This is a genomic window from Serratia sp. 1D1416 (assembly GCF_003641105.1).
Taxonomy (GTDB): domain Bacteria; phylum Pseudomonadota; class Gammaproteobacteria; order Enterobacterales; family Enterobacteriaceae; genus Serratia; species Serratia ficaria.
In genome coordinates, this window is sequence record NZ_CP032738.1 from 2,411,208 (window position 1) to 2,437,868 (window position 26,661).

At 60.3% G+C, this 26,661-nt stretch carries 24 protein-coding genes, 2 tRNA genes, 2 rRNA genes and 2 pseudogenes; 25 read left to right on the forward strand and 5 right to left on the reverse strand.

The window, feature by feature from the left end; translation table 11 throughout:
• The first annotated feature begins 62 nt into the window (after positions 1–62).
• From D7I37_RS11370 to D7I37_RS11385, 4 genes are all read left to right on the forward strand, one after another.
• Positions 63–138, forward strand: a tRNA-Glu gene (locus D7I37_RS11370).
• A gap of 247 nt (positions 139–385) precedes the next feature.
• A 23S ribosomal RNA gene (locus tag D7I37_RS11375) occupies positions 386–3,293 on the forward strand.
• Positions 3,294–3,395: 102 nt separating this feature from the next.
• Positions 3,396–3,511, forward strand: a 5S ribosomal RNA gene (gene rrf / locus D7I37_RS11380).
• A gap of 94 nt (positions 3,512–3,605) precedes the next feature.
• A tRNA-Asp gene (locus D7I37_RS11385) sits at positions 3,606–3,682 on the forward strand.
• Positions 3,683–3,862: 180 nt separating this feature from the next.
• Here the strand turns inward: D7I37_RS11385 and D7I37_RS11390 are convergent.
• Positions 3,863–4,252 (reverse strand): hypothetical protein, encoded by a 390-nt coding sequence (locus tag D7I37_RS11390; RefSeq protein WP_129543688.1) that lies wholly within the window; start codon positions 4,250–4,252, stop codon positions 3,863–3,865.
• A 285-nt stretch (positions 4,253–4,537) separates the two neighbouring features.
• Here D7I37_RS11390 and D7I37_RS11395 point away from each other — a divergent pair.
• The 17 genes and pseudogenes from D7I37_RS11395 (at position 4,538) to dkgB (ending at position 18,990) form a co-directional block, all read left to right on the forward strand.
• Positions 4,538–5,253: pseudogene (locus D7I37_RS11395) on the forward strand (beta-ketoacyl synthase chain length factor).
• On the forward strand, positions 5,250–6,053 hold the full coding sequence (locus tag D7I37_RS11400; protein WP_129543689.1) for a 1-acyl-sn-glycerol-3-phosphate acyltransferase: 804 nt from the start codon (positions 5,250–5,252) through the stop codon (positions 6,051–6,053). Before D7I37_RS11395 ends, D7I37_RS11400 begins: the two are co-directional and overlap by 4 nt.
• Positions 6,054–6,057: 4 nt before the next feature.
• A complete protein-coding gene (locus D7I37_RS11405; protein ID WP_061795993.1) occupies positions 6,058–6,318 on the forward strand; it encodes a phosphopantetheine-binding protein in 261 nt (86 codons plus the stop codon).
• Positions 6,319–6,327: 9 nt separating this feature from the next.
• Positions 6,328–6,579 (forward strand): acyl carrier protein, encoded by a 252-nt coding sequence (locus D7I37_RS11410; protein ID WP_061795995.1) that lies wholly within the window; start codon positions 6,328–6,330, stop codon positions 6,577–6,579.
• Between the two features lie 15 nt (positions 6,580–6,594).
• Positions 6,595–7,164 (forward strand): hypothetical protein, encoded by a 570-nt coding sequence (locus D7I37_RS11415; RefSeq protein WP_231922123.1) that lies wholly within the window; start codon positions 6,595–6,597, stop codon positions 7,162–7,164.
• Positions 7,131–8,501 carry an AMP-binding protein gene (locus tag D7I37_RS11420; RefSeq protein WP_129543690.1) on the forward strand — a complete coding sequence of 457 codons (1,371 nt, stop codon included), beginning with the start codon at positions 7,131–7,133 and terminating at the stop codon, positions 8,499–8,501. Before D7I37_RS11415 ends, D7I37_RS11420 begins: the two co-directional genes overlap by 34 nt.
• Positions 8,498–8,842 carry a 3-hydroxyacyl-ACP dehydratase FabZ family protein gene (locus D7I37_RS11425; RefSeq protein ID WP_061796000.1) on the forward strand — a complete coding sequence of 115 codons (345 nt, stop codon included), beginning with the start codon at positions 8,498–8,500 and terminating at the stop codon, positions 8,840–8,842. Before D7I37_RS11420 ends, D7I37_RS11425 begins: the two co-directional genes overlap by 4 nt.
• On the forward strand, positions 8,833–10,554 hold the full coding sequence (locus D7I37_RS11430; protein ID WP_129543691.1) for a glycosyltransferase: 1,722 nt from the start codon (positions 8,833–8,835) through the stop codon (positions 10,552–10,554). Before D7I37_RS11425 ends, D7I37_RS11430 begins: the two co-directional genes overlap by 10 nt.
• On the forward strand, positions 10,551–10,979 hold the full coding sequence (locus D7I37_RS11435) for a thioesterase family protein (RefSeq protein WP_061796005.1): 429 nt from the start codon (positions 10,551–10,553) through the stop codon (positions 10,977–10,979). The genes D7I37_RS11430 and D7I37_RS11435 overlap by 4 nt, the downstream gene beginning before the upstream one ends.
• Entirely contained in the window at positions 10,976–11,581 is a 606-nt protein-coding gene (locus tag D7I37_RS11440; protein ID WP_129543692.1) for an outer membrane lipoprotein carrier protein LolA, read from the forward strand. Before D7I37_RS11435 ends, D7I37_RS11440 begins: the two co-directional genes overlap by 4 nt.
• A complete protein-coding gene (locus tag D7I37_RS11445; protein ID WP_095095836.1) occupies positions 11,571–13,874 on the forward strand; it encodes an MMPL family transporter in 2,304 nt (767 codons plus the stop codon). Before D7I37_RS11440 ends, D7I37_RS11445 begins: the two co-directional genes overlap by 11 nt.
• Positions 13,874–14,449, forward strand: coding sequence for a DUF3261 domain-containing protein (locus tag D7I37_RS11450; protein ID WP_061796011.1), 576 nt, complete (start codon positions 13,874–13,876; stop codon positions 14,447–14,449). Before D7I37_RS11445 ends, D7I37_RS11450 begins: the two co-directional genes overlap by 1 nt.
• Positions 14,446–15,618: a beta-ketoacyl-[acyl-carrier-protein] synthase family protein gene (locus D7I37_RS11455; protein WP_129543693.1), complete on the forward strand. Its 1,173-nt coding sequence runs from the start codon at positions 14,446–14,448 to the stop codon at positions 15,616–15,618. The genes D7I37_RS11450 and D7I37_RS11455 overlap by 4 nt, the downstream gene beginning before the upstream one ends.
• The gene (locus D7I37_RS11460) at positions 15,615–16,088 is read left to right on the forward strand and encodes a hotdog family protein (protein ID WP_061796015.1); all 474 of its coding nucleotides are present in this window, start codon (positions 15,615–15,617) and stop codon (positions 16,086–16,088) included. The genes D7I37_RS11455 and D7I37_RS11460 overlap by 4 nt, the downstream gene beginning before the upstream one ends.
• Complete coding sequence (locus D7I37_RS11465) at positions 16,085–16,816, forward strand: 3-ketoacyl-ACP reductase FabG2 (protein WP_095095842.1); 732 nt, start codon at positions 16,085–16,087, stop codon at positions 16,814–16,816. The genes D7I37_RS11460 and D7I37_RS11465 overlap by 4 nt, the downstream gene beginning before the upstream one ends.
• Positions 16,813–18,042 carry a beta-ketoacyl-ACP synthase gene (locus tag D7I37_RS11470; protein WP_061796019.1) on the forward strand — a complete coding sequence of 410 codons (1,230 nt, stop codon included), beginning with the start codon at positions 16,813–16,815 and terminating at the stop codon, positions 18,040–18,042. The genes D7I37_RS11465 and D7I37_RS11470 overlap by 4 nt, the downstream gene beginning before the upstream one ends.
• A gap of 144 nt (positions 18,043–18,186) precedes the next feature.
• Positions 18,187–18,990, forward strand: a complete 804-nt coding sequence (gene dkgB, locus D7I37_RS11475; protein ID WP_129543694.1) for a 2,5-didehydrogluconate reductase DkgB — start codon at positions 18,187–18,189, stop codon at positions 18,988–18,990.
• A 44-nt stretch (positions 18,991–19,034) separates the two neighbouring features.
• Here dkgB and yafC read toward each other — a convergent pair whose 3' ends face one another.
• Complete coding sequence (gene yafC, locus D7I37_RS11480; protein ID WP_061796023.1) at positions 19,035–19,922, reverse strand: DNA-binding transcriptional regulator YafC; 888 nt, start codon at positions 19,920–19,922, stop codon at positions 19,035–19,037.
• Positions 19,923–20,027: 105 nt separating this feature from the next.
• Here yafC and D7I37_RS11485 point away from each other — a divergent pair, with 105 nt between their 5' ends.
• Together D7I37_RS11485 and D7I37_RS11490 are read left to right on the forward strand one after the other, a co-directional pair.
• The gene (locus D7I37_RS11485; RefSeq protein ID WP_061796025.1) at positions 20,028–21,203 is read left to right on the forward strand and encodes an MFS transporter; all 1,176 of its coding nucleotides are present in this window, start codon (positions 20,028–20,030) and stop codon (positions 21,201–21,203) included.
• Between the two features lie 241 nt (positions 21,204–21,444).
• Entirely contained in the window at positions 21,445–22,239 is a 795-nt protein-coding gene (locus D7I37_RS11490) for an endonuclease/exonuclease/phosphatase family protein (protein WP_073970255.1), read from the forward strand.
• Between the two features lie 52 nt (positions 22,240–22,291).
• On the opposite strand, the gene mltD is transcribed toward D7I37_RS11490, so the two are convergent.
• Positions 22,292–23,677: a murein transglycosylase D gene (gene mltD, locus D7I37_RS11495; protein ID WP_174524347.1), complete on the reverse strand. Its 1,386-nt coding sequence runs from the start codon at positions 23,675–23,677 to the stop codon at positions 22,292–22,294.
• Positions 23,678–23,748: 71 nt separating this feature from the next.
• Entirely contained in the window at positions 23,749–24,504 is a 756-nt protein-coding gene (gene gloB / locus D7I37_RS11500; RefSeq protein WP_095095845.1) for a hydroxyacylglutathione hydrolase, read from the reverse strand.
• 44 nt (positions 24,505–24,548) lie between these two features.
• Here gloB and D7I37_RS11505 point away from each other — a divergent pair.
• A pseudogene (locus D7I37_RS11505) lies at positions 24,549–25,267 on the forward strand (class I SAM-dependent methyltransferase).
• Here the strand turns inward: D7I37_RS11505 and rnhA are convergent.
• On the reverse strand, positions 25,264–25,731 hold the full coding sequence (gene rnhA, locus D7I37_RS11510) for a ribonuclease HI (RefSeq protein ID WP_061796033.1): 468 nt from the start codon (positions 25,729–25,731) through the stop codon (positions 25,264–25,266). The pseudogene D7I37_RS11505 and the gene rnhA sit on opposite strands and share 4 nt — an antisense overlap.
• Before the next feature lie 75 nt (positions 25,732–25,806).
• Between rnhA and dnaQ the strand changes: the two genes are divergently transcribed.
• The gene (dnaQ, locus tag D7I37_RS11515) at positions 25,807–26,550 is read left to right on the forward strand and encodes a DNA polymerase III subunit epsilon (RefSeq protein WP_095100014.1); all 744 of its coding nucleotides are present in this window, start codon (positions 25,807–25,809) and stop codon (positions 26,548–26,550) included.
• Positions 26,551–26,661: the final 111 nt, after the last annotated feature.

Below are 26,661 nucleotides of genomic sequence, written 5' to 3' on the forward strand. Positions count from 1 at the left end.
AATGAGTCTCTGACTCATGCTGATACGAGAAACGGTTAAACCCTGGTTTAATCGGATTTTGTGTCCCCATCGTCTAGAGGCCTAGGACACTGCCCTTTCACGGCTGTAACAGGGGTTCGAATCCCCTTGGGGACGCCATTCCGATAATGAGTGAAAGACATTATCACCGGTCATGCGTGACCAAAAAATCTTAAAGATGACTCTTGCGAGTCGTGTTTAAGATATTGCTCTTTAACAATCTGGAACAAGCTGAAAATTGAAACATGACGGCTGAAACTTGTCCCTCCGTAGAAATATCGGGATGAGGAGTAACCCGTCATAGAGTCTCTCAAATGTTTGCAATGCGAAGTGTCGATTATTTATAAAAGACGCCTTCGGGTTGTGAGGTTAAGTGACTAAGCGTACACGGTGGATGCCTAGGCAGTCAGAGGCGATGAAGGGCGTGCTAATCTGCGAAAAGCGTCGGTAAGGTGATATGAACCGTTATAACCGGCGATACCCGAATGGGGAAACCCAGTGCAATTCGTTGCACTATCGTTAAGTGAATACATAGCTTAACGAGGCGAACCGGGGGAACTGAAACATCTAAGTACCCCGAGGAAAAGAAATCAACCGAGATTCCCCCAGTAGCGGCGAGCGAACGGGGAGCAGCCCAGAACCTGAATCAGTTCTTGCGTTAGTGGAAGCGTCTGGAAAGTCGCGCAGTAAAGGGTGATAGCCCCGTACACTAAAATGCATTGACTGTGAGTTCGATGAGTAGGGCGGGACACGTGACATCCTGTCTGAATATGGGGGGACCATCCTCCAAGGCTAAATACTCCTGACTGACCGATAGTGAACCAGTACCGTGAGGGAAAGGCGAAAAGAACCCCGGCGAGGGGAGTGAAATAGAACCTGAAACCGTGTACGTACAAGCAGTGGGAGCACCTTCGTGGTGTGACTGCGTACCTTTTGTATAATGGGTCAGCGACTTATATTTTGTAGCAAGGTTAACCGTATAGGGGAGCCGTAGGGAAACCGAGTCTTAACTGGGCGACTAGTTGCAAGGTATAGACCCGAAACCCGGTGATCTAGCCATGGGCAGGTTGAAGGTTGGGTAACACTAACTGGAGGACCGAACCGACTAATGTTGAAAAATTAGCGGATGACTTGTGGCTGGGGGTGAAAGGCCAATCAAACCGGGAGATAGCTGGTTCTCCCCGAAAGCTATTTAGGTAGCGCCTCGTGAACTCATCTTCGGGGGTAGAGCACTGTTTCGGCTAGGGGGCCATCCCGGCTTACCAAACCGATGCAAACTCCGAATACCGAAGAATGTTATCACGGGAGACACACGGCGGGTGCTAACGTCCGTCGTGAAGAGGGAAACAACCCAGACCGCCAGCTAAGGTCCCAAAGTCATGGTTAAGTGGGAAACGATGTGGGAAGGCATAGACAGCCAGGATGTTGGCTTAGAAGCAGCCATCATTTAAAGAAAGCGTAATAGCTCACTGGTCGAGTCGGCCTGCGCGGAAGATGTAACGGGGCTAAACCATGCACCGAAGCTGCGGCAGCGACGCTTAGGCGTTGTTGGGTAGGGGAGCGTTCTGTAAGCCGTTGAAGGTGGCCTGTGAGGGTTGCTGGAGGTATCAGAAGTGCGAATGCTGACATAAGTAACGATAAAGCGGGTGAAAAGCCCGCTCGCCGGAAGACCAAGGGTTCCTGTCCAACGTTAATCGGGGCAGGGTGAGTCGACCCCTAAGGCGAGGCTGAAAAGCGTAGTCGATGGGAAACAGGTTAATATTCCTGTACTCGGTGTTACTGCGAAGGGGGGACGGAGAAGGCTAGGCTAGCCGGGCGACGGTTGTCCCGGTTTAAGCGTGTAGGGGGGTGTTCCTGGTAAATCCGGAACGCTGTCAACCCTGAGGCGTGATGACGATGCACTACGGTGCAGAAGTAGTTGATGCCAAGCTTCCAGGAAAAGCCTCTAAGCATCAGGTAACACAGAATCGTACCCCAAACCGACACAGGTGGTCAGGTAGAGAATACCAAGGCGCTTGAGAGAACTCGGGTGAAGGAACTAGGCAAAATGGTGCCGTAACTTCGGGAGAAGGCACGCTGGCGCGTAGGTGAAGTCCCTTGCGGATGGAGCTGAAGCCAGTCGCAGATACCAGCTGGCTGCAACTGTTTAATAAAAACACAGCACTGTGCAAACACGAAAGTGGACGTATACGGTGTGACGCCTGCCCGGTGCTGGAAGGTTAATTGATGGGGTCAGCCGCAAGGCGAAGCTCTTGATCGAAGCCCCAGTAAACGGCGGCCGTAACTATAACGGTCCTAAGGTAGCGAAATTCCTTGTCGGGTAAGTTCCGACCTGCACGAATGGCGTAATGATGGCCAGGCTGTCTCCACCCGAGACTCAGTGAAATTGAACTCGCTGTGAAGATGCAGTGTACCCGCGGCAAGACGGAAAGACCCCGTGAACCTTTACTATAGCTTGACACTGAACATTGAGCCTTGATGTGTAGGATAGGTGGGAGGCTTTGAAGCGTGGACGCCAGTCTGCGTGGAGCCAACCTTGAAATACCACCCTTTAATGTTTGATGTTCTAACTCGGCCCCATAATCTGGGGTGAGGACAGTGTCTGGTGGGTAGTTTGACTGGGGCGGTCTCCTCCCAAAGAGTAACGGAGGAGCACGAAGGTTAGCTAATCACGGTCGGACATCGTGAGGTTAGTGCAAAGGCATAAGCTAGCTTGACTGCGAGAGTGACGGCTCGAGCAGGTACGAAAGTAGGTCTTAGTGATCCGGTGGTTCTGAATGGAAGGGCCATCGCTCAACGGATAAAAGGTACTCCGGGGATAACAGGCTGATACCGCCCAAGAGTTCATATCGACGGCGGTGTTTGGCACCTCGATGTCGGCTCATCACATCCTGGGGCTGAAGTAGGTCCCAAGGGTATGGCTGTTCGCCATTTAAAGTGGTACGCGAGCTGGGTTTAGAACGTCGTGAGACAGTTCGGTCCCTATCTGCCGTGGGCGTTGGAAGATTGAGAGGGGTTGCTCCTAGTACGAGAGGACCGGAGTGAACGCACCACTGGTGTTCGGGTTGTCATGCCAATGGCACTGCCCGGTAGCTAAGTGCGGAAAAGATAAGCGCTGAAAGCATCTAAGCGCGAAACTTGCCTCGAGATGAGTCTTCCCTGGGCCTTTAAGGCCCCTGAAGGAACGTTTAAGACTAAGACGTTGATAGGCTGGGTGTGTAAGTGCAGCGATGCATTGAGCTAACCAGTACTAATGATCCGTGAGGCTTAACCTTACAACACCGAAGGTGTTTTAGAGAGACGAATAATTTTCAGCGAAGTTCTTAGATTGGTTCTGGTGGTTACGCGAGTAACGGCCAAGAATGAAACAGAATTTGCCTGGCGGCAATAGCGCGGTGGTCCCACCTGACCCCATGCCGAACTCAGAAGTGAAACGCCGTAGCGCCGATGGTAGTGTGGGGTCTCCCCATGCGAGAGTAGGACACTGCCAGGCATCAAATAAACGTTATCAGCCTGACACCTGGTAATGAGCGAAATCGCCGAGGCGGTTTTGCCGGCATCGAAAGGTGCGACGTAAAAGAATCGGTGGAGCGGTAGTTCAGTTGGTTAGAATACCTGCCTGTCACGCAGGGGGTCGCGGGTTCGAGCCCCGTCCGTTCCGCCACTTAATTGATAAGCCCTGAGTCTCTGACTCAGGGCTTTTTCATATGTAAAATTCAATGGTGTTGAATTTTTTATATGTTTAATAACGCCTTTCATAAATCATTATCCAAAATTAACCGCAATAAACAGAATAATATACCCGGCATCATTATCTGTGCCGGGTAATATGGCCGGTTCTTGGTTAGCTGATATTCTGCCGCGCCAGTTCTAGCTGTATATCCTTATTCAAATTCGCCACCCAGCGGTTATAGTTCGAGTGGATTTTGCCGTTTTTGGCATCCATATTGCTGCTGCCGACATAATTAATTTGATAACTATTTGGGTTGTAGGTGATCCGTATCTCGGCGGTGTGGCCACGCAACAGGATCTTGCCGTCGATCACCCCTTCGGCCGTTTGGTTCATGATCCAACCGCGGTTCAGGCCGGCATAGAGAATGGCCTGGCGCACCTGCTGTGAAGTATGGGCACCGACCACGCTTTGACTGACGTTTTGCACCGGGGCGGTCCCGGCGCAGCCGCTGAGCGCCGCTGCGGCGATGACGCCGGCCAAAATAAACTTAACGGGTTTCATCCTCTTCTCCATGAGTAAAAGGTAATAAGAAATATATTAGCCTGAAGCCAGGTATCGCTCCCGGCCTCAGGCGGTCAAAGATACTCCAGTTGCGCTTTATCGACAAATATTGCTGCTTTTCAGCATGATAATTTTTATCCGATGGAAACGTCCTGCCCTCTGGATATAACCAAATTTAATCATTCGAGTGAATATTCCGAGCAAAAATAGGAATTTTGAGCATGCATTCTGCGGTTAAATATAATAAATTTACGCACGGAATTTTTTAGGTCGATGATGGCATCAATGGCGGGCGGCATGAATATACTCAGTTGGTGGGCGATGGCTCCCGATCGTGGAACGCGTGATGCGTGGCGCCAATGGGCTATAGAGACTGAAAACGCTGACCGGTCTCAGGGGGGTTGCCTGCCTGCAGGCATATTCCAATGATGTCGCTGCGCCGTATGAGCGCAGGAACGCGCCTGGCGGTAGAGAGCGGTTTGCATTTGCTGGCGGAGCGGCCGGCGGATATGGCGATTTTTACCAGTCGTCACGGCGAGCTGGATCGCACGCACAAAATTCTGGGCCACCTTCAGCAGCAGCAGGCGCTGTCTCCCACCGATTTCGCCATGTCAGTCCATAATACGGCGGCGGGCTGGCTGACCATTATCGCCCAAAACACCTTGCCGACCACCTCAATCGCCGCCGGTGAAGACAGTTTCCAGCAGGGAATGATCGAGGCGCAGGCGGTGCTGGCCGGCGGTGCTGAACGGGTGTTGCTGGTCGACTTTGATGGCGTGCTGCCCGGGGCGTATCAGCCCTTTGCGCCGGAAAGTCGTTTTCCCTATGCCGTGGCGCTGTTGCTTGAAGGCGGGGACCAACTGCGTTGTCGCCCGGAGCCCGCCGAGCCGGCGCCGCTTGCTCAGCCGCAAAGCCTGTCGTTTTTACGCGGCTGGCTAAGCCGGGAAGCCTGCTTTCGGGTGCCGGGGCTGCGCCAGAGTTGGCGGTGGGAACGCGGATGAATGCGATGCCCCCGTCGCGCTCCTCCTGGTTCAACCGGGCCTGGCGGGTGGTCGCCACCGGTTTTTGTTTTGCGCTGTTCGGCATCGGCGGGCTGTTGTTGTCAGGCGTGTGGTTTACCCTGATGCGTCTGGCGGTACGGGATCCGGCGCGCCGCAGCCAGCTCACGCAAAATTCCATTCGCCACAGCTTCCGCTTTTTCCTGGCGACGACGCGCTTTTTCGGCGTGCTGGATTACCGTTTCGACCATGCAGAACGTTTTAATCAGGATCGCGGCTGTCTGGTGATCGCCAATCATCCCAGCCTGTTGGACTATGTGCTGCTGGCATCGCGCATGCCGCGCTGCGATTGCATCGTCAAGGAGGCTCTGTTGAGCAACCCGTTTGTCAGTGGGGTGATCAAGGCGGCGGGCTATCTGGCCAACGCACAGTCGGATCGTTTGCTGGAGCAGTGTCAGCAGCGGCTGGCGGCCGGCGGCACCCTGCTGGTCTTTCCTGAAGGCACGCGCACCACGCCCGGCAAGCCGCTGTCTTTGCAACGGGGCGCGGCGAATATTGCGCTGCGAAGCCAGTGCGAGATCCGCGTGGTGCATATTCGCTGTCAGCCGCCCATGCTGACGAAGCAGGGCAAATGGTATAATATCCCGGCGATAAAACCGCAGTTTCAGATAACTGTTCAGGATAAGATCGACACCCGCGCATTCATCCATGCGGATGACGTTTCTCCCGCCCTTGCGGCAAGAAGATTAACCCAGCATTTAACTGACGCCTTACAGTCAGATCTTATAAATAATGAGAAATAGTGGAATGAATTTATTGAGCACCGAAATCAAGCAATTGATCATTGATACGCTCAATCTTGAAGGTATGACGCCGGAGGAGATTGACGCCGAAGCGCCGCTGTTTGGTGAAGGGCTGGGGCTGGACTCCATCGATGCGCTGGAGCTGGGCCTGGCATTAAAAAACCGTTATGGCGTGGTGCTGTCGGCCGAAAGCGAAGACATGCGCCAACACTTTTATTCCGTGGAAACGCTGGCGAAGTTTGTTTCGGCACAGCGTGGCAACTGAGGATCTTTCATGGATAAGCAAGAAATCTTCCAGCAGATTCAGGCGCTGTTGGTCAAACTGTTTGAACTGAACGCCGAAGACATCAAGCCGGACTCTCGCCTGTACGAAGAGTTGGAGCTCGACAGCATCGATGCGGTGGATCTGGTGGTGCATCTGCAGAAAGTGACCGGCAAGAAGATCAAGCCGGAAATGTTCAAATCGGTACGCACCGTGCAGGATGTGGTTGACGCTATCGATCAACTGCTGAAGTCCGAGAGCTAAGCCCGCCGGGTGAAGGTGGCGAAACCGGCTGTGCGCCTGCTGCAGGGGCTAACCTGGGCGGCGCTGGCGCTTTATCCGCTGGCGGTTTGGCTTGGCCTGACGCGCTGGGGAGAGGCCATCCTTGCGCCGTTGCTGGCCGTGGTGTTCACCCTGCGATTAGTCGCATTGCGAAGCCGGCTGCGTCAGCAGCTGTGGCTGGGCAAGGCGCTGGCATGGGTCGGCATTCTGCTGGCGTTCGCCAGCTGGGGATTGCAGCAAACCCACTGGCTGTTGTATTACCCGGTGCTGGTTAACCTCTTGCTGCTGGGGCTGTTCGCCTCCTCGCTGTATTCGCCGCCGACGGTGATCGAAAGACTGGCGCGGCTCACCGAGCCGCAGTTGGACGCCGCGGGCGTGGCTTATACCCGGCGGGTCACCCAGGTCTGGTGCGGATTCTTTACGATCAATGGCGCCGTCGCGCTGGCAACCTGCCTGTCGGGGGATATAGCGCTTTGGACGCTGTACAACGGCGGCATCAGCTATCTGCTGATCGGGGCATTAATGGGTATTGAATGGATAGTCAGGAAAAGGATCCGGCGCGGCTGAGTTTGCCGATGCGCCGTTGGCTAAGCGCAGACCGGGATGACGCCACGCTTGTCGCCTGGCGCGGTGAACGGGCATTGTCCCTCGGCCAGTTCCGGCGCGACGTCGCCGCCTTGGCGGCCAGATTGACTGCGCGGCCAGAAACCCGCTGGGCGCTGTGTTTTGACGATAGCTACCGCTTTGCCGTGGCGCTGCTGGCCGCGCTGTATGCCAAAAAGCTGCCGGTGATTTTCGGCCATCAGCGGGAAGCCATTCTCAAAGAACAGCGGCGGGATTTCGATGCGCTGCTGACCGATTTGCCGCTCGATCCCGGCGCGCCGGTCATGGCGGTGGAAGAGGATACCGAACGCGCGCGCGCATTGCCCGAGTGGCCCCGGGATCCTCAATTCATACTCTACACCTCGGGTTCTACCGGCCAGCCGCAGGCGGTGGTTAAATCTGTCGCCTGCATGGAAAGCGAAAGCGAACTGTTGGCCGCCCGCTGGCTCCCGGCTTTTCAGGGCGGCTGCGTCGCGGCTTCGGTTTCCCATCAGCACATGTACGGTTTGAGCTTTCGCCTGTTCCTGCCGTTGGCTTTCGGCCTGCCGTTCGACGCCCAACCGACCGAATATCACGAACAGCTGATTGCCCGCCGTCAGGGCCGTCGGCTGATTTTTATCAGCAGCCCGGCCTGGCTGAAACGGCTGGACAACCGATTGGCGTTTTCGGAATGTCTGCAGGTGTTTTCCGCCGGCGGTCCGCTATCCTTGGCTGAGGCGCAGCTGGCGCAACAGATGCTCGGCGTATTGCCGCTGGAAATCTACGGCACGACCGAAACCGGCATGCTGGCCTGGCGCATGCAGCGGCAGGCAGAGACCCCGTGGCGGCTGTTCGAGCCCATCGCGCTTAGCCGCGAGCCGGATGGCGGCGTCAGCGTGCGCTCCCCGCTGATTGGCGAAGCCGGGATGCGGCTGAGCGATATTATTGCGCTGGCCCCGGATGGCCGGCAATTTCAGCTGGAGGGGCGCGCCGATCGAATTATCAAGGTGGAAGAAAAGCGCCTGTCGCTGACGGAGATCGAACGCCGTTTGCAATCGCTGCCCGCGATCGCCGATGCCTCGGTACTGACCCTGCAGCAACATGGGCGTATCCTGCTGGCGGCGGTTATCGTACTGACCCCGCTGGGGCAGGCCCGCAGGCGGGCGCTCACCGAGGGGGAATTTACGCGTGAGCTGCGTCAGGCGTTGCGCGCCTGGCTGGAGCCGGTGGCGCTGCCGCGTCGCTGGCGCATCATTGCCGCCATGCCGCTTAATCCGCAGGGCAAACGCGCTTACGCTGAACTACGGGAACTGTTTTTATGATGCAACCTGAGGTGCTGCAACAGCAGCGGGACGACGCCACGCACGCCAGCCTGCAGCTGCGTTTACCCGCCGGGCTGCTGTGGTTTCGCGGCCATTTCCCCGGGCATCCGATCCTGCCGGGAGTCACCCAGATCAACTGGGCCATGCAGTATGCTCATCAGCTGTTGGGCATCGAGGCCGCCTTCAAGGGGGTCGAGGTGGTCAAGTTTCAGCAGCCGCTGCTGCCGGAACAGCAGGTGCGGCTGCTGCTGGAGTGGCAGCCCGAACGCGGCAAGCTGCTGTTCAGCTACCGCGTGGGCGGCGCCACCGCCAGCAGCGGGAAGATCGCGCTATGTCGGTGAACGAACGCTTTACCCCCTGCCTGGTTATTCCCTGTTTCAACCATGGGCAGACGATGGCCGCGGTGTTGGCTGCGCTGGCCGATTTCCAGCTGCCGTGCCTGGTGGTGGATGACGGCAGCGATGCCGCTACCGCCGCGCAGCTGCGGCGGCTGGCGGAGCGCCTGCCGTGGGTGACGCTGCTGCGGCTCGAGCATAATCAGGGCAAGGGCGCGGCGGTGATTGCCGGGCTGCGGCTGGCGCAACAGCAAGGGTTTACTCACGCGCTGCAGGTGGACGCCGACGGCCAGCACCAGCTGAGCGATATCCCGGCGATGATCGCCGAAGCGCGCCGCTATCCCGGGGCGCTGATTTCCGGTCGGCCGGTGTACGACAGCTCGGTGCCGAAGGCGCGGCTGTATGGCCGTTACGTCACGCACGTTTGGGTGTGGATCGAAACGCTGTCGCTGTCGCTGAAGGACAGCATGTGCGGTTTCCGCGTCTACCCGCTAGCGCCGACGCTGGCGCTGGCCGCGCGTCATCCGCTGGGCAAGCGCATGGATTTCGACACCGAAGTGATGGTGCGATTGTACTGGCGAGGCGTGCCCAGCCGTTTCTTGCCGACGCGCGTCACCTATCCGGCCGATGGCGTTTCCCATTTCGATGCGCTGCGCGATAACCTGAGTATTTCCTGGATGCACACCCGGCTGTTTTTCGGCATGCTGCCGCGCATTCCTCGTCTGCTGCGCCAGCGGCGGCGCCTGGCGGCATCGCAGCGGCATTGGTCGGCGACGCAAGAGCGGCACGGCCTGTGGGGCATCCGGCTGATGCTGCGGGTTTATCGCCTGTTCGGCCGGCGGGCTTTTCAGCTGCTGCTGTATCCGGTGGTCGGCTATTTCTGGCTGACCGGCCGCACCCAGCGCGAGGCGTCGCGTGACTATCTGCAGCGCCTGCGGCAGTTTGCCGATAGCCGGCGGCAGCCGCTGCCTGCTCCGCTCAGCAGCTTCCGTCACTTCATGCGCTTTGGCGACGCCATGCTTGATAAGCTGGCAAGTTGGCAAGGGGAATGGCATGACATCGAGCTGGCGGATCGCCCGCGGTGCGAACGGCAGATCGCCGGCGGCAAGGGCACCTTGATCCTGGCTTCCCACCTGGGGGATATCGAATCCTGCCGGGCATTGGGAGAGCTGGATTCCGGCGTGACGGTGAATGCGCTGGTGTTTACCGAGCACGCCGAGCGTTTCAATCGGGTGATGAAAGAGGTCAACCCGCGCGCCAACCTGCATCTGATCCCGGTGGCCACGTTGGGGCCGGAGACCGCCATGCGGCTGCAGGATAAGTTAAACGCCGGTGAATGGGTGGCTATCGTCGGCGATCGCACCTCGGCCGGCGGCTATCAGCGCGGTGAGCAGCCGCGGGTGATATGGAGCGATTTTCTCGGCAAGCCTGCGCCTTTCCCGCAGGGGCCGTTCGTATTGGCCGCCGCGCTGCGCTGCCCGGTATTTCTGATGTTCGGCCTGAAGCAGCGGGGGCGGCTGAAGGTCCACTTCGAACCTTTCGCCGATCCGCTGTTATTGCCGCGCGCCGAACGCCAACAGGCGCTGCAGCGGGCGGTGGATCGCTACGCCGCCCGGCTGGAGCACTATTGTCTGCTGGCGCCGCTCGACTGGTTTAATTTTTTCGATTTCTGGCAGCTGACGGCCGCGCCGTCAGCGCAACAGGAGCCTGAGACATGAAGCTGAACGACGATGCGCGTTTTTCCGTGCGGGTGGCGATCACCATCCCGTTTCACGATGTTGATCCGATGGGCGTAGTCTGGCACGGCAACTACTTCCGCTATTTTGAAATCGCCCGCGAGGCGCTGCTGAAGCAGTTCAATTACGGCTACCGCCAGATGCAGGCTTCGGGCTACGTCTGGCCGATCGTCGACACGCGGGTGAAATACATCGCGCCGGTGCGGTTTGAGCAGCAGATCATCGTGTGCGCCGAGCTGGAAGAGTATGAGAACCGTCTGCGCATCGGGTATCGCATCCTTGACGCGCAGAGCGGGCAGCAAACCACCCGCGGGCATACCATTCAGGTGGCGGTGGACATCGCCAGCCAAGAGATGTGCTTCGTCTCGCCGCAGGCGTTGCTGGACAATATCGAGGGGGCGTCATGAAAGCCTGGTTGCTGTGTATCCTCTGCGTTTTCAGCCTTGGCGCGCAGGCGGTTACCCTGGCCGACCTGCAACAGCGATTCGGCGAACAGCCGGTGCTGCGCGCCGAATTCGCACAGCAGCGTAGCATCAGCGGCATGGCGAAGCCGCTGAAATCCAGCGGCGAATTGCTGATCTCCCAACAGAAAGGGCTGTGGTGGGCGCAACGGCAGCCTTTCCCGCTGACCTTGTTACTGGACGACCGGCGCATGGTGCAAACCCTGGCCGGGCAGGCGCCGCAGGTGGTGACGGCGGACAACAACCCGCAGATGTTCCAGTTCAATCGCCTGCTGACCGCGCTGTTCCATGCCGACAGCCAGGCGCTGGAACAGAATTTCGCTTTGCAGTTCAGCGATCTGGGCAGCGAGCAATGGCGACTGGTGCTGAAGCCGAAAACCACGCCGCTCGACCGGCTGTTTAAAAGCATCACCCTGCACGGCGGGGAATTCCTCGAGACCATCGATATTGACGATTTGCAGGGTGACGCCACCCATATCCGTTTCTTTAATCAGCGCACCCGGCCGGCGGCGTTGACGGCCGAGGAGCGGCAGCGTTTTGCGTCCTGACCTGTACCGGCGGCTGGCCTTTGGCTGGCTGGCCATCGTTGTGCTGCTGCTGGCGGCGCTGTGCTGGCTGCTGCCGCGCAGCCAGATCAACAGCAGCGTGCTGGCGCTGTTGCCGAAACAACAGCTGGCGGGCGTGCCTGATGCGTTGGCCGATGGCTTCAGCCGGCGGCTCGATCGTCAGCTGATGTGGCTGGTCAGCCCTCCGCCGGGCGCCGATGCGGCGGCGGTCGACTGGTGGTGGCAGCAGCTGCGGCAACTGCCGGAACTGCAGCAGGTGGGCGGCCCGATGGATGCCCGGCGTCAGCAGCAGTGGGGCGCGTTTTTCTACCGGCACCGCAACGTGCTGCTGGACGACGCCACCCGCCGACGCTTGGCGCAGGGGGCGGACGCGCAGAGCCAGTGGATCCTCGGCCAGCTTTACTCGGCTTTCGCCGGGGTGAGCGGCAAAGAGCTGGCGAACGATCCGCTGATGCTGGTGCGCGGCTCGCAGCTGGCGCAGCAGCGCAACGGCGGCGGCCTCAACCTGGCCGACGGCTGGCTGGTGGCGCGCGATGCGCAGGGCCGCAGCTGGTACCTGCTGCATGCCGAGCTGAGCGCTTCGTCTTATGACATCAACAGCGCGCGCCGCACGGTGGATAAACTGACGACGCTGCAGCGGCAGCTGCAGCAGCGCTGGCCGGGGGCCGAGGTGCTGAACCGCGGCACGCTGTTCTACAGCAACTACGCCAGCCAGCAGGCCGAGCGGGATATTTCCACCATCGGCCTGGCGTCGGTGATTGGCGTGTTCCTGCTGGTGCTGCTGATGTTCCGCTCGCCGCTGCCGCTGTTGCTGTGCGCGCTGTCGGTGGGGATCGGCGCGCTGGCCGGCGCCGTCGCCACGCTGCTGGCGTTTGGCGAAATCCACCTGATGACGCTGGTGTTGAGCATCAGCATCGTCGGCATTTCCGCCGACTATACGCTCTATTTCCTGACCGAGCGCCGGGTGCACGGCGGGCAGGCGACGCCGCTGGCCAGCCTGCAAAAGCTGCTGCCGGCGCTGTCGATGGCGCTGCTGACGACCGTGGTCGCCTATCTGGCGTTGCTGATCGCGCCTTTCCCCGGGCTGCGGCAGTTGGCGGTGTTCGCCGCCGCCGGGCTGAGCGCCGCCTGCATGACCGTGATTTGCTGGTATCCGCGGCTGTCGCGCCGCCTGCCGGTGCATCCGGCGCCGGGGCTGGCTCTGATCCTGCGCTGGCTGCATGCCTGGCGTCACTGGAAGCCGCTGCGCTACGGCTTGCCCTGCGCGGTGTTGCTGGCGATCGTCGTCGGTTTCAGTCAACTGAAGGTCGACGACGACATCGGCCAGCTGCAGGCCCTGCCGGCCGGGCTGCAGCAGCAGGAAAAACACATCGCCGCGCTGACCGGCCAGCATAACGATCAGAAATGGCTGGTGGTGTACGGCGCCAACGACGAACGGCTGCTGCAGCGCCTCGAGCAGCTGCAACCCAAGCTGGCGCAGGCGCAACGGCAGGGCCTGCTGGCGGATTACCGCCTGCTGCCGTTGCCTTCGCAGCGCCGCCAACGGGAAAATATCGCTTTGCTGCAGCGGGAGGCGCCGCGGGTGATTGAACGCCTGCAGCAGGCGGAGGTGGCGCTGAAAACGCCGGATTTAACCGCCGACTGGGTCACGCCGCAGGCGTGGCTGGGCAGCGTGGTCAGCGAAGGCTGGCGGCTGCTGTGGCTGACGCTGCCCGACGGGCGCAGCGCGGCGCTGGTGCCGGTCAGCGGCGTGCAAAACAGCGCGGCGATGCTGGCGCTGGCGCGGCAGGTGCCTGGCACGGGCTGGATCGATCGCAAAACCGAATTCAGCGAGCTGTTCGGCCAGTATCGTCTGTACCTGTCCTACCTGCTGGCGCTGTCGGTGGCGGCGATCGGGCTTATCTATCTGTGGCGTTTCGGCTGGCGGCACGCGCTGCGCTGCATGGTGCCAACGCTGCTGTCGCTGGGCGCCGGCGTTGCCACGCTGGCGCTGAGCGGCCACACGCTGAACCTGTTTTCGCTGCTGGCGTTGGTTCTGGTGCTGGGGATCGGCATCAACTACACCCTGTTCTTTACCAACCCGCGCGGCACGCCAACCACCTCGATGTTCGCCATCTTTATGGCGGTGATCACCACCCAACTGACGTTTGGCATGCTGGTGCTGAGCCATACTCAGGCCATCAGCAGCTTCGGCATCGTATTAAGCAGCGGCATCGCCGTGGCGTTTCTGCTGGCGCCGCTGACGCTGGCCACCCGAACAAGAGGAAAAGCCTGATGCATGGCTTACGCATAGTGTTGTTATCGCTGGCCGCCGCGCTGGCCGGCTGCGCCGGTTCGCCGTCTTCGGTGGCGCCGCAGGCCTGGCTGAAGCCGGGGGCCCGGGTGACGCTGCCGCCGCCCGCCTTGGCGCAGCCCGTCGCCCAGCAGCAGCTGTTGACGGCGGAGGCCAAAGGGCAGCGGCATTCGATGCTGGTGCTGCTGAATGCCGACGGCCAACGGCTGACGCTGGTGGGCATGTCGCCGCTGGGCATTCGCCTGTTCAACCTGACTTACGATCGGCAGGGGATCCATACCGAGCAATTGATCAAGGTCGGCGAACTGCCGCCGGCCAGCCAGGTGCTGGCCGATATCATGCTCAGCTACTGGCCGGTCAACGCCTGGCGGCCGCTGCTGCCGGCAGGCTGGCGATTGGAGGATCGGCCGGAGGTGCGCCGTTTGTACGACGAGCGCGGCGCGATCGTCAGCGAAATCCGCTATCAGCTGGGGGAAGGCCGTCGCGATCCGGTCTCGATCGCGCAGTCCGCTTTCCACTACCGCATCAGCATTCAGAATCTGGGAGAGGCAGGGTGATCTACTTTTCGGCCGTCGGCATGGTCAACGCGCTGGGCGACAATCTGCCGCAGATCGCGCATAACCTGGCGCTGGGCGCCGCGCCCGGCATGCAGCGGCAGGATCGCTGGCTGATCGGCGGCGCGTCTTCCTGGTTCGGCAACGTGCAGGGCGAGCTGCCGGCGATCCCGCGGGCGCTGTGGCGGCACAATTCGCGCAACAATCGATTGCTGCTGGCGGCGCTGGCGCAAATCGATGCGCCGGTGCGTGAGGCGATCGCCCGCTACGGCGCCGATCGGGTGGCGGTGATCCTCGGCACCAGCACTTCCGGCATCGACGAAGGGGAACGGGCGCTGTCGCAGCGGCAGAACGGGGCCTGGCCGCCGGACTACCATTATCGCCAACAGGAGCTGGGCGACCCGAGCCTGTTTCTCAGCGCCTATCTGGGCACCGCCGGCCCGGCTTACACCCTGTCGACCGCCTGTTCCTCCAGCGCGCGGGCCATTATCAGCGGCCAGCGCCTGATCGCGGCGGGGCTGGCCGATGCGGCGATCGTCGGCGGCGCCGACAGCCTGTGCCGCATGCCGATCAACGGTTTCAACAGCCTGGAATCCCTGTCGCTGGAACGCTGCACGCCGTTCGCCGCCGGGCGCAGCGGCATCAATATCGGCGAGGCGGCGGCGCTGATGCTGCTGACGCGCGAACCGGCGGCGGTGGCGTTGCTGGGGGCCGGCGAGTCCTCCGATGCCTGGCATATGTCGGCGCCGCATCCCGAAGGCGCGGGCGCGGAGCGAGCCATCGCCATGGCGCTGAAGCAGGCCGGCATGAGCGCCGGGCAGATCGGTTATATTAATCTGCATGGCACCGCCACCCGGCTGAACGATCGGGTGGAGGCGCAGGTGATCAACCGCCTGTTTGGCGCGCAGACGCCCTGCAGCTCCACCAAGCATCTTACCGGCCACACGCTGGGCGCCGCCGGGGCGGTGGAAGCCGCGCTGAGCTGGCTGCTGCTGACCCAGCCGCTGCCGCTGCCCCAGCAGGACTTCAGCGCTGCGCCGCGTGACGATCGGCTGGCGGAGATTGGCCTGGTGTGCCGGCCGCAGCAAGCGCTGCGTCAGCGGGCGATCCTGTCAAATTCATTTGCCTTTGGCGGCAACAATGCCTGCCTGCTGCTGGGAGACGCGCCGTGAATCATTACCGCAATGCGGAATATTATCTGCCCCACGCCGCGCCTATGGTGCTGCTGGAACGGGTGCTGGCGGTGGGCGAAGAGCATGCGCAGTGCGCGGTAACGGTCAGCGCCGACGGCGTGCTGGCGCCGTTCCTGGATCCGCAGGGCGCGCTGCCGGGCTGGTTCGGCATCGAGCTGATGGCGCAAGCGATCGGCGTCTGGAGCGGCTGGCACGGGCGGCAGGCCGCTCAGCCGCCGCAGCTCGGCATGCTGCTCGGCGGCCGGGCCATCCGTTGTGAACTGCCGGCGTTTCCGCCAGGCAGCGAACTGCGGGTCAGCGTGCAGCAACTGCTGAAAGACGAGAAGCTGGCCAGCTTCGAGTGTGAAATCAGCATCGATAATGTGCGCGTCGCGCACGGCAGGTTGAATACCTATCAGCCTGATCAACAAGAAATAGTTCAATTGACCAGCTTAAGGGGAGACGCATGACGCGTTCCGTTTTAGTCACCGGCGCCAGTAAAGGGATCGGTCAGGCCATCGCCTGCCGCCTGGCCGCGGATGGCTTTTTGATCGTCGTTCACTACCACAGCGATAAAACCGGGGCCGAACGCAGCCTGCAGCAGATTGTCGCCGCCGGCGGCCAGGGGCGGCTGATCCGGTTCGATATCAGCAACCGCGAGCAGTGCCGTACGGCGCTGGAGCAGGATATCGAAACCCACGGCGCCTATTACGGCGTGGTGAACAACGCCGGCATCACCCGCGACGGGGCATTCCCGGCGCTGAGCGACAGCGACTGGGATGGGGTGATCCACACCAACCTCGACAGCTTTTATAACGTGCTGCACCCCTGCGTGATGCCGATGATCGGCCTGCGCCAGGGCGGCCGCATCATTGCGTTGTCCTCGGTATCCGGCGTGATGGGCAATCGCGGGCAGGTTAACTACAGCGCGGCCAAGGCCGGGGTGATCGGCGCCTGCAAGGCGCTGGCGATCGAGCTGGCCAAGCGCAAAATTACCGTCAACTGCATCGCCCCGGGGCTGATCGACACCGGCATGATCGACCTGGAACCGGCGGCGCTGGACGAAGCGATGCGCGCCATCCCGCTCAAGCGCATCGGCACGGCGGAAGAGGTGGCCGGGCTGGCCAGCTATCTGATGTCGGATATCGCCGGCTACGTGACGCGACAGGTGATCTCCATCAATGGGGGCATGGCATGACGCAGCGCGTGGTGGTTACCGGCATGGCGGGCGTTACCGCCTTCGGCAATAGCTGGGCGGAAGTGTCCGGCCGTTTGAAACAGGGAAAAAACGCGGTGCGTTACATGGCGCCGTGGGAGGAGTATCAGGGATTGAACTCGCGGCTGGGGGCGCCGATCGACAACTTCACCTTGCCGGAACACTATACCCGCAAGCGCATTCGCTCGATGGGCCGCGTTTCGCTGCTGGCCACCCGGGCGACCGAGCTGGCGCTGGAGCAGGCGGGGCTGCTGGGCGAGGCGGTGTTGACCAACGGCGAAACCGGCATCGCCTACGGATCTTCCACCGGCAGCACCAAGCCGGTCAGCGAGTTCGCCACCATGTTGACCGAAAAGCACACCGGCAATATCACCGGCACCACCTATGTGCAGATGATGCCGCACACCACCGCGGTTAACGCCGGACTGTTTTTCGGCCTGCGCGGTCGGGTGATCCCCACCTCCAGCGCCTGCACCTCCGGCAGCCAGGCGATCGGCTACGCCTATGAAAGCATCCGCCACGGTTACCAAACGGTGATGGTGGCGGGCGGGGCGGAAGAACTGTGCCCGTCGGAGGCGGCGGTGTTCGACACCCTGTTCGCCACCAGCCAGCGGAACGACGCGCCTGCGCTGTCGCCGCGGCCGTTCGATCGCCGGCGCGACGGCCTGGTGATCGGCGAAGGCGCCGGCTCGCTGATCCTCGAATCACTGGATCATGCGCTGGCGCGCGGCGCCGCCATTTACGGCGAAATTATCGGCTTCGCCACCAACTGCGACGCGGCGCATATCACCCAGCCGCAGCAGGAAACCATGCAGATTTGCATGCGGCAGGCGCTGAAAGCCTCCGGGATCGCCGGTGCCGATATCGGTTACATCAGCGCTCACGGCACCGCCACCGATCGCGGCGACGTCGCGGAAAGCCAGGCCACGGCGGCCATTTTTGGCAACCGCACCCCGATTTCCTCGCTGAAAAGCTATTTTGGCCATACCCTGGGCGCCTGCGGCGCGCTGGAAGCCTGGATGACGTTGGAAATGATGCGTGACGCCAGCTTTGCGCCGACCATCAACCTGAGCGAGCCGGACAGCGCCTGCGGTGAGCTGGACTACATCATGGGTGAGCATCGCGCGATTGATACCGAGTTTGTCCAGTCGAACAACTTCGCTTTCGGCGGCATCAATACTTCGCTGATTCTGCGGCGCTGGGCCTGATCTTTCTTTCGGCCGGAGCGCCCGCTCCGGCTATTGTTGCCGGTTAGTCAAAAGTCTTATGCGCAATAGGGCGTTTGTGATCAACAAAACAGTTGCCATAATCTCCGCCATACCGCATCTACCCGCTAACGAGAGAAAAATATTATGAGCATCCCCGCATTTGGTTTAGGCACTTTCCGTCTTCAGGATCAAGTGGTGGTCGACTCGGTGCGCACCGCGCTGGAGCTGGGTTACCGCGCGATCGACACCGCGCAGATTTACGAGAATGAAGCGGCCGTCGGCCAGGCCATCGCCGCCAGCGGCGTCAAGCGCGAAGAGCTGTTCATCACCACCAAGATCTGGATCGCCAACCTGGCGAAAGGCAAACTGATCCCCAGCCTGCAGGAAAGCCTGAACAAGCTGCAGACCTCTTACGTCGATCTGACGTTGATCCACTGGCCGTCGCCGAATGACGAGGTGCCGGTGGCGGAGTTTATGGCCGAACTGGTTGAGGCCAGGCAGCTGGGGCTGACCCGCCAAATCGGCATCTCCAACTTTACCCTGGATCTGATGCAGCGGGCGATCGACGCCGTCGGCGCCGAGCAGATCGCCACCAACCAGATTGAGCTGTCGCCGTATCTGCAGAACCGCAAGGTGGCGGAGTTTGCCCGGCAGCACGGCATCGCCGTCACCTCTTACATGACGCTGGCCTACGGCCAGGCGCTGCAGGACGAGACCATCAAAGGCATTGCCGCGCGCCATAACGCCACCCCGGCGCAGGTGATCCTGGCCTGGGCGTTGCAGTTGGGCTATGCGGTGATCCCGTCATCCACCAAGCGCGAAAACCTGGCCAGCAACCTGTTGGCGCAGCAGCTGCAGCTGACCGACGAAGATATGGCGCAGATCGCCGCGCTGGAAAACAACGGCCGCCTGGTCAGCCCGGAAGGTCTGGCGCCAGACTGGGATTGATTCCCCGCGTGCGGCAACTCAGGGCGCCCCATCGGGCGCCTTTTTCATGGCTGCAGATGTTCGCTGACAAAATCGATAAAGCTGCGCAGGCGGTTGCTGACCGCGCTGTCGCTGTAGTACACCGCATTGATCGGCATGGCGACCGGCAGGGTTTCTTTCACCAGCAGCGGCACCAGATCGCCGCGCTTAATGTCTTCGCCAATCATAAAGTCCGACAGGCAGGCGATGCCGTTGCCGTGCAGGCACAGGTGGCGTTGGGTCTCACCGCTGTTGGTGGTCAGCCCCGGGGTGATTTCCAGCTGGCGGCCATCGGCGCAGGCCAACGGCCAGCGGTTCAGGCTGGGCAGATCGTTGAAGCCGATGCAGCAATGCCGTTCCAGATCTTCCACCCGCTGCGGGGTGCCGTGCTGCGCCAGGTAGGCGGGGGAGGCCAGCACGCGGCGGTAGCTGGTCATCAGTTTGCGCGCCTTCAGGCTGGAATCGGTCAGTTCGCCGACGCGGATGGCGATGTCCACCTTGCGTTCGATCAGATTGATAAAGTTTTCCGACGACACCAGTGACAGCGACATTTCCGGATAGCGGGTGCGGAACTCCGCCACCAGCGGCGTCAGCACGTGCAGCACCACCGGCGTGGCGGCGTCGACGCGCAGCAGCCCCTGCGGGCGCCGGCGGCTCTCCATCAGCGCGTTTTCCGCCGCGGCCATGTCGCTCAAAACCTTTTGCACCTGGCGGAAATAATTCTCGCCTTCCTGAGTCAGGCTGATTTGCCGCGTGGTGCGGTTAAGCAGGGTGACGCCCAGCTTGTTTTCCAGCTTCTTCACCGTGCGGCTCACCACCGAATTCGCCTGTTCCAGCCGCTCCGCCGCCCGGCTGAAGCTGCCGCTTTCCACCACGGTCACAAAGGTGATCAACTCGTCGGAATTCGCTTTCATTGTTGCTCCGGTGGCAAAATTTATTTGATATTTTGAGCATTTTTATCATTTAAGCATAGGCCGATAATAGCCGTCATCAACCTGAACGCTATTTTGGAGTAAAAAATGCCACTCGCATTACTTGCATTAACCATCAGCGCCTTTGCCATCGGCACCACGGAGTTCGTGATCGTCGGCCTGATCCCGACCATCGCGGAACAGCTTGGGGTGACGGTGCCGTCCGCCGGGCTGCTGGTGACCCTCTACGCCATCGGCGTGGCGATCGGCGCACCGGTGCTGACGGCCCTGACCGGCCGCGTGCCGCGCAAATTGCTGCTGGTGGGGCTGATGGCGCTGTTCACCCTCGGTAACCTGCTGGCCTGGCAGTCGCCGAGCTATGAGTCGCTGGTGGTGGCCCGCCTGCTGACCGGCCTGGCGCACGGCGTGTTCTTCTCAATCGGCTCTACCATCGCCACCAGCCTGGTGGCGAAAGAGAAGGCGGCGTCGGCCATCGCCATCATGTTCGGCGGCCTGACCGTGGCGCTGGTGACCGGCGTGCCGCTGGGCACCTTCATCGGCCAGCACTTCGGCTGGCGTGAAACCTTCCTGGCGGTATCGCTGATCGGCGCGATCGCCACCGTCGCCAGCATTATTTTGGTGCCGAACAACATTAAGAATCAGGCCGGCGCCGGCATCGGCGAGCAGTTGAAAGTGCTGACCCACCCGCGCCTGCTGCTGATTTACGCCATTACCGCGCTGGGCTACGGCGGGGTGTTTACCACCTTCACCTTCCTGGCGCCGATGATGCAAGAGCTGGCGGGCTTCTCCGCCCCGACGGTAAGCTGGATCCTGCTGGCGTACGGCATCGCGGTGGCCATCGGCAATATCTGGGGAGGCAAGCTGGCGGATCGCCACGGCGCGGTGCGCGCGCTGAGCTTTATCTTTGCCTCTTTGGCCGCGCTGCTGCTGGTATTCCAGTTCACCGCCAGCCACAGCATCGCCGCGCTGGCGACGGTGATCGTGATGGGGGTATTCGCCTTCGGCAACGTGCCGGGCCTGCAGGTTTACGTGGTGCAAAAAGCCGAGCAGTACACGCCGAATGCGGTGGATGTGGCCTCCGGTCTGAACATCGCGGCCTTTAACGTCGGCATCGCCCTCGGATCGGTGATTGGCGGCCAGACCGTCGCCTCGCTGGGGCTGGCGCAGACGCCGTGGATTGGCGCGCTGATTGTGCTGGTCGCCCTGTTGCTGGTCGGCCTCAGCGGCCGGCTGGATAAAAAGTATCAGCCCCAGACCGCCTGATGTATCCCGACGATCGTGAATCTGGCCCGCTTTTGCGGGCCTTTTCGCATTTCTCGCTTAACGGCGCCTACCTTTACACACCTATACCCTCAGAAGATTGAATTCCCTCTCCGTCGCCCCTATAACTGGAAGGGGATGCCGGTAAAAGCCATGCCGTCGGCGCAGGGCGGGCGTATAATCAATTCATCGTTGGCGGCGATCTGACCGCCAGTTTCATCCTAATGGGAAATAGGCGAATAGCGTGCCGAAACGAACTTATGCAATGAGGTATGTTGCAGGCCAGCCGGTTGAGCGAATTTTCCCTGGCGCCATCAATCACCCTTTGCCGCCTGGGGCCGCATTGCCTACGGCCGGCGCCCTGCGGGTGATGGTATGGAATATCTTCAAGCAGCAGCGGGCCGACTGGCTTTCGGTGCTGAAAAGCCACGGTAAGGATGCGCAGCTGGTGCTGCTGCAGGAGGCGCAAACCACCCCGGAGCTGGTGAGCTTCGCCACCGCCAACTATCTGGCGGCCGATCAGGTGCCGGCATTCGCGTTGCCGCAGCACCCTTCCGGCGTAATGACGCTGGCGGCGGCGCATCCGGTATATTGCTGCCCGCTGCGGGAGCGTGAACCTTTGCTGCGGCTGGCCAAATCGGCGCTGATCACCGTTTACCCGCTGTTCAACGGCCAACTGCTGATGGTGGTGAATATCCATGCGGTAAACTTCAGCCTGGGCGTCGACGTGTATAGCAAGCAGCTGGGGCCGATTGGCGAGCAGATCGCCAATCATCAGGGGCCGGTGATCATGGCCGGGGACTTTAACGCCTGGAGCCGCAAACGCATCAATGCGCTGTATGAATTCGCCAGCGACATGGCGCTGCGCGAGGTGAGCTTTACCGACGACCATCGCCGCAAGGCCTTCGGCCGCCCGCTGGACTTTGTGTTCTACCGCAACCTGGGCGTGGCCGAAGCCTCGGTACTGGTGACCAGCGCTTCGGACCATAACCCGCTGCTGGTGGAGTTCCACCCGGAGAAAGACAAGCCGCACTGGTGATCGTCAGGCAATAAAAAAGCACCCCGGAGGGTGCTTTTTTTGTGCCGGAAATTTAGGTGTCCGGCGTCATTTTGTTGTCGACGAACAGGGTCAGCTTCAGACCGGGCTGCAGGCTGTTGCCTTTGCCGAGCGTCGAGTTCCAACGCATCACGTCGTTAATGTCGACGCCGTGACGACGTGCGATACTGGCCAGCGAGTCACCTTGGCGAACCTGATAGGTGATGCTGCTGTTGCTGCCGGTATTGCTGGCCACCTGCAGGGTTTGCCCAACTTTTAAGGCGCTCTTGGCGCGCAAGTTGTTCCAACTCTGCAAATCGCTGGTCTTGATGTTCAACCGCTTCGCAATGCCCGACAAGGTGTCGCCGGAGCGAACTTTATACGAGCTGCCGCCGGTCAGACCGCTGTTTTTCGCCAACTGGGTGGTTGGCTGAGTCACGGCGATCTGGCCATCGGCCAGCGAGTCTTTCAGCTGATCGGCATTTCCTTTGGGAACCATGATGTAATGGGGCCCGTTGGGTGCCGTAACGCCTTTCTTGTAGCCTGGGTTGTAAGCCTTCATCTTGGTGACCGAAAGCCCAGCCATCTCAGCCGCCTGAGTCAACCGTATTTGCTGCCCGACATCGATACGCGCCAGCGCACGGGTTTCATCCGTCTTCGGAAGATTGACGCCGTACTTCTTGCTGTGTTTGACGATGTCGCTCAGCGCCAGCATTTTCGGGACATAAATCGACGTTTCACGCGGAAGCGACAGTGCCCAGAAATTGGTTGGCTTACCCTGGCGTTTGTTTGCCTTAACCGCTTTCATCACGCGACCTTCACCGCTGTTATAAGCGGCAATGGTCAGTAACCAGTCGCCGTTAAACATACGGTTTAAGTATTGCATCATGTTAAGCGCAGCGGTCGTCGAGGCTACGACATCGCGTCGCCCGTCATACCACTGATTGTTTTTCAAACCATAATTGCGACCCGTCTGCGGCACGATTTGCCATAGCCCTGCAGCGTTGGCACTTGACGTGGCGTGGGGGTCAAAAGCGCTCTCCACTATGGGTAGCAGTACCAGTTCCATCGGCATATTGCGTTTCTTAATCTGCCCGACTATCCAGTACATGTACGGCTCTGCCCGTAATGTTACATCGTGGAGATAGCTCTTATTTTTTAGGTACTTTCTTTTTTGTTCACGGATCCGGGAATTTTCCGGAACCTCCATCTTCAGCTCGTCGCTAATGAAGTTCCACAGGTTCTGCTGTGCGGCCGGGCTATTATTATCTAGCCACCGCGCCGAGCTCGCTCGACCATTCGCTGTGTACTCTCCTGCTTCACTCTCTTGACCTGCCGAAGACAAACTCTGTGCATGCTGTTCTGGGGCCGGCGCGTCCTGCCTGGACGACTGGCACCCCACTAGCAAGACTGAGGCGAGAAATATCGCTTTAGCCTTCATGTGTGTGTCAATATAGTTGCTTAAAAGACGAGCAATCATACTTTGCTTCGTCAAATAACACAACTAAAAGCTCAGAAGTTATCTTTCCGCAGGCGTAATTCGGAAAAAACCGAATGAAGGCTTTTTGGCGGTGAATTAAAGCCTAATTTGTTTTGTAAATCAGTGTCATGGCAGCGTAAGAAAAGGTTAATTTTTCGCTCTAATTGCAGCGTGGTCGGCACGCTGGGTTGGCCTTTTGCCCGTAACGCTTCAACATGTTGTTGATATGTTTCAATCTCTCGATCTTGCGGCAAAATAGCCCGTGCAAACTTAAGATTTGAAAGAGTATATTCATGCGCGCAGCAAATTAAGGTGTTATCGGGAAGTTGCGCGAGTTGTTGAAATGCGTCGTGCATCTGCTGCGCCGTGCCTTCAAATAATCTGCCGCAGCCGGCGGAGAAAATCGTGTCGCCGCAGAACAAATAAGGGGCGCTATAGAATGCCACATGGCCCAGGGTATGCCCGGGAACCGCGATGGTGGCGTATCGGCGGCCGTTAATTTCGAAGGTTTCGCCGTCGCGGACGATATGATTCGCCCCTTTGTCGGCCGTCTCCTGCGGGCCGTATACCGGCAGGCCAGGATACTGCGCCACCATCTGCGCCACGCCGCCGACGTGATCCTGATGATGGTGGGTCAGCAGAATCGCATCCGGCGTCAGCTGCAGGCGCCGCAAAGCGTCGAGCGCCGGCTGCGCCTCGCCCGGATCGACGATCACGCAGTGGCCCCGCCGGTCATCCAATAACCAAATGTAATTGTCCTGGAAGGCGGGAATGCTGATAAGATTCATGTTGTACCTCTCGTTGGCAACGGCTTGAAAGAAGATAATAAATCATGAAACCAGCCCATACTCTACAAAAGCTCACCGGCCCACGGTCATGGGCCGAGCTGCCGTGGGGGAATACTATCGTGAGGCGCTCGAGCGGCAGTTGCAACCCTGGTGGCCAAAGCTGTTCGGTTTCCACCTGCTGAAGCTCGGCACCCTCAGCGCCGGCCTGGCGACGGACAAGTGCGCCATCTCGCATCAGGTCAACGTGGGCCTGGAGGGCGAGGGGCTGCAGGTGATCGCCGACGCCTATCGGCTGCCGTTCGCCGCCAAGTCGGTCGATGCCTGCCTGTTGGCGCATACGCTGTCCTATGCGGACGATCCGCACCGGCTGCTGCGCGAAGTTGACCGGGTGTTGATCGACGACGGCTGGCTGGTGGTCAGCAGCTTCAATCCGTTCAGCCTGCTGGGGTTGGGCAAGCTGGTGCCCGGGTTGCGCCATCGCCAACCCTACGCCAGCCGCATGTTTACCCAGATGCGGCTGCTGGATTGGCTCAGCCTGCTGAATTACGAGGTGTTGCATCAGGCGCGGTTTCACGTGCTGCCGTGGCACCGTAAGGGCGGCAAGTTTTTGTGTACTCATCTGCCGGCGCTGGGAACCATGAGCGTGATCGTGGCGCGCAAGCGCACCTTGCCGCTGACGCCGACGCCGATGAAGATGGGGGCGAGAAAACCGTCTCTCAGCCGCGCGGTGGGCGCGACCAAGAGTTACCGCAAACTGCCTTAGGCTTCCGGCTTGTAGCCGACGTCTGCCTGGGTCGGATTGCCGGCGGCGTCGCGCGCCAAGACGTCGCAACGTTCGTTCTCCGGGTGGCCGGCGTGGCCCTTGACCCATTCCCATTTGATGGTGTGGCGCTGAATGGCCAGATCGAGACGCTGCCACAGATCGACATTTTTGACCGGCTTCTTGTCGGCGGTTTTCCAGCCGCGCTTTTTCCAGTTGTGGATCCAGCTGGTAATGCCCTGGCGCACATACTGGCTGTCGGTGCTGAGAACCACTTCGCAGGGCGCGGTCAGCGCTTCCAGCGCCACGATCGCCGCCATCAGCTCCATGCGGTTGTTGGTGGTCAGGCGATAGCCCGCGCTGAAGGTTTTTTCAACCTGTTTATAGCGCAAGATTGCGCCGTAACCACCGGGGCCGGGATTGCCGAGGCAGGAGCCGTCGGTGAAAATTTCTACCTGTTTAAGCATCTCTGGTAGACTCTTCCTATCAGTTTTATAAAAGCCAAGTCTGACATAAACGAGCGCTGCGAGCACTGCAATATGATCTCAACCACCACTACCAGACAGATCGTCCTCGATACCGAAACCACCGGTATGAACAAACTCGGGGTGCATTACGAAGGTCACCGCATCATCGAAATCGGTGCGGTGGAAGTGATTAACCGCCGTCTGACCGGGCGTCATTATCACGTTTACGTCAAGCCGGACCGGCTGGTGGACCCGGAAGCCTATGGGGTACACGGCATCAGCGACGAGTTCCTGGCCGACAAGCCGACCTTCGATCAGATAGCCGACGAGTTCCTCGATTTCATCCGCGGCGGCGAGCTGGTGATCCATAACGCGACGTTCGACATCGGCTTTATGGATCACGAATTCCGCATGCTGCAGCAGGGGATCCCGAAGACCGAGACCTTCTGCACCATTACCGACAGCCTGTTGATGGCGCGCCGCCTGTTCCCGGGCAAGCGCAACAACCTCGACGCCCTGTGCGGCCGCTATGAGATAGACAACAGCAAGCGTACGCTGCACGGCGCATTGCTCGATGCCGAGATCCTGGCGGAAGTCTATCTGGCGATGACCGGCGGCCAGACATCGATGGCGTTTCAGATGGAGGGCGACACCCAGCAGACCGACTCCGCCCAGGATATCCAGCGCATCGTTCGCCCGGCGACCGCCATGAAGGTGGTTTACGCCAGCGATGAAGAAGTGCAGGCCCATGAGGCGCGTCTGGATCTGGTGGCGAAAAAGGGCGGCAGCTGCCTGTGGCGCGCGGAAGCGGCCGAATAATCGCTCGCGGCGCGCCGTCGCTGAAAAACTGTGCAAACGGTTCATTTGGTGAGAAAAAGGCGTTGACGGAATTGAGGGGCGTCCGTAATATGCGCCTCGTTCCCCCGCAAG

Coding starts and splice junctions, on each gene's coding strand:
- D7I37_RS11390 (WP_129543688.1), bottom strand. CDS start 4,252: ATGAAACCCGTTAAGTTTATTTTGGCCGGCGTCATCGCCGCAGCGGCG.
- D7I37_RS11435 (WP_061796005.1), top strand. CDS start 10,551: ATGAAGCTGAACGACGATGCGCGTTTTTCCGTGCGGGTGGCGATCACC.
- D7I37_RS11405 (WP_061795993.1), top strand. CDS start 6,058: ATGAATTTATTGAGCACCGAAATCAAGCAATTGATCATTGATACGCTC.
- rnhA (WP_061796033.1), bottom strand. CDS start 25,731: ATGCTTAAACAGGTAGAAATTTTCACCGACGGCTCCTGCCTCGGCAAT.
- D7I37_RS11430 (WP_129543691.1), top strand. CDS start 8,833: ATGTCGGTGAACGAACGCTTTACCCCCTGCCTGGTTATTCCCTGTTTC.
- D7I37_RS11470 (WP_061796019.1), top strand. CDS start 16,813: ATGACGCAGCGCGTGGTGGTTACCGGCATGGCGGGCGTTACCGCCTTC.
- mltD (WP_174524347.1), bottom strand. CDS start 23,677: ATGAAGGCTAAAGCGATATTTCTCGCCTCAGTCTTGCTAGTGGGGTGC.
- D7I37_RS11440 (WP_129543692.1), top strand. CDS start 10,976: ATGAAAGCCTGGTTGCTGTGTATCCTCTGCGTTTTCAGCCTTGGCGCG.
- D7I37_RS11465 (WP_095095842.1), top strand. CDS start 16,085: ATGACGCGTTCCGTTTTAGTCACCGGCGCCAGTAAAGGGATCGGTCAG.
- D7I37_RS11425 (WP_061796000.1), top strand. CDS start 8,498: ATGATGCAACCTGAGGTGCTGCAACAGCAGCGGGACGACGCCACGCAC.
- D7I37_RS11450 (WP_061796011.1), top strand. CDS start 13,874: ATGCATGGCTTACGCATAGTGTTGTTATCGCTGGCCGCCGCGCTGGCC.
- yafC (WP_061796023.1), bottom strand. CDS start 19,922: ATGAAAGCGAATTCCGACGAGTTGATCACCTTTGTGACCGTGGTGGAA.
- D7I37_RS11485 (WP_061796025.1), top strand. CDS start 20,028: ATGCCACTCGCATTACTTGCATTAACCATCAGCGCCTTTGCCATCGGC.
- dkgB (WP_129543694.1), top strand. CDS start 18,187: ATGAGCATCCCCGCATTTGGTTTAGGCACTTTCCGTCTTCAGGATCAA.
- gloB (WP_095095845.1), bottom strand. CDS start 24,504: ATGAATCTTATCAGCATTCCCGCCTTCCAGGACAATTACATTTGGTTA.
- D7I37_RS11400 (WP_129543689.1), top strand. CDS start 5,250: ATGAATGCGATGCCCCCGTCGCGCTCCTCCTGGTTCAACCGGGCCTGG.
- D7I37_RS11410 (WP_061795995.1), top strand. CDS start 6,328: ATGGATAAGCAAGAAATCTTCCAGCAGATTCAGGCGCTGTTGGTCAAA.
- D7I37_RS11420 (WP_129543690.1), top strand. CDS start 7,131: ATGGATAGTCAGGAAAAGGATCCGGCGCGGCTGAGTTTGCCGATGCGC.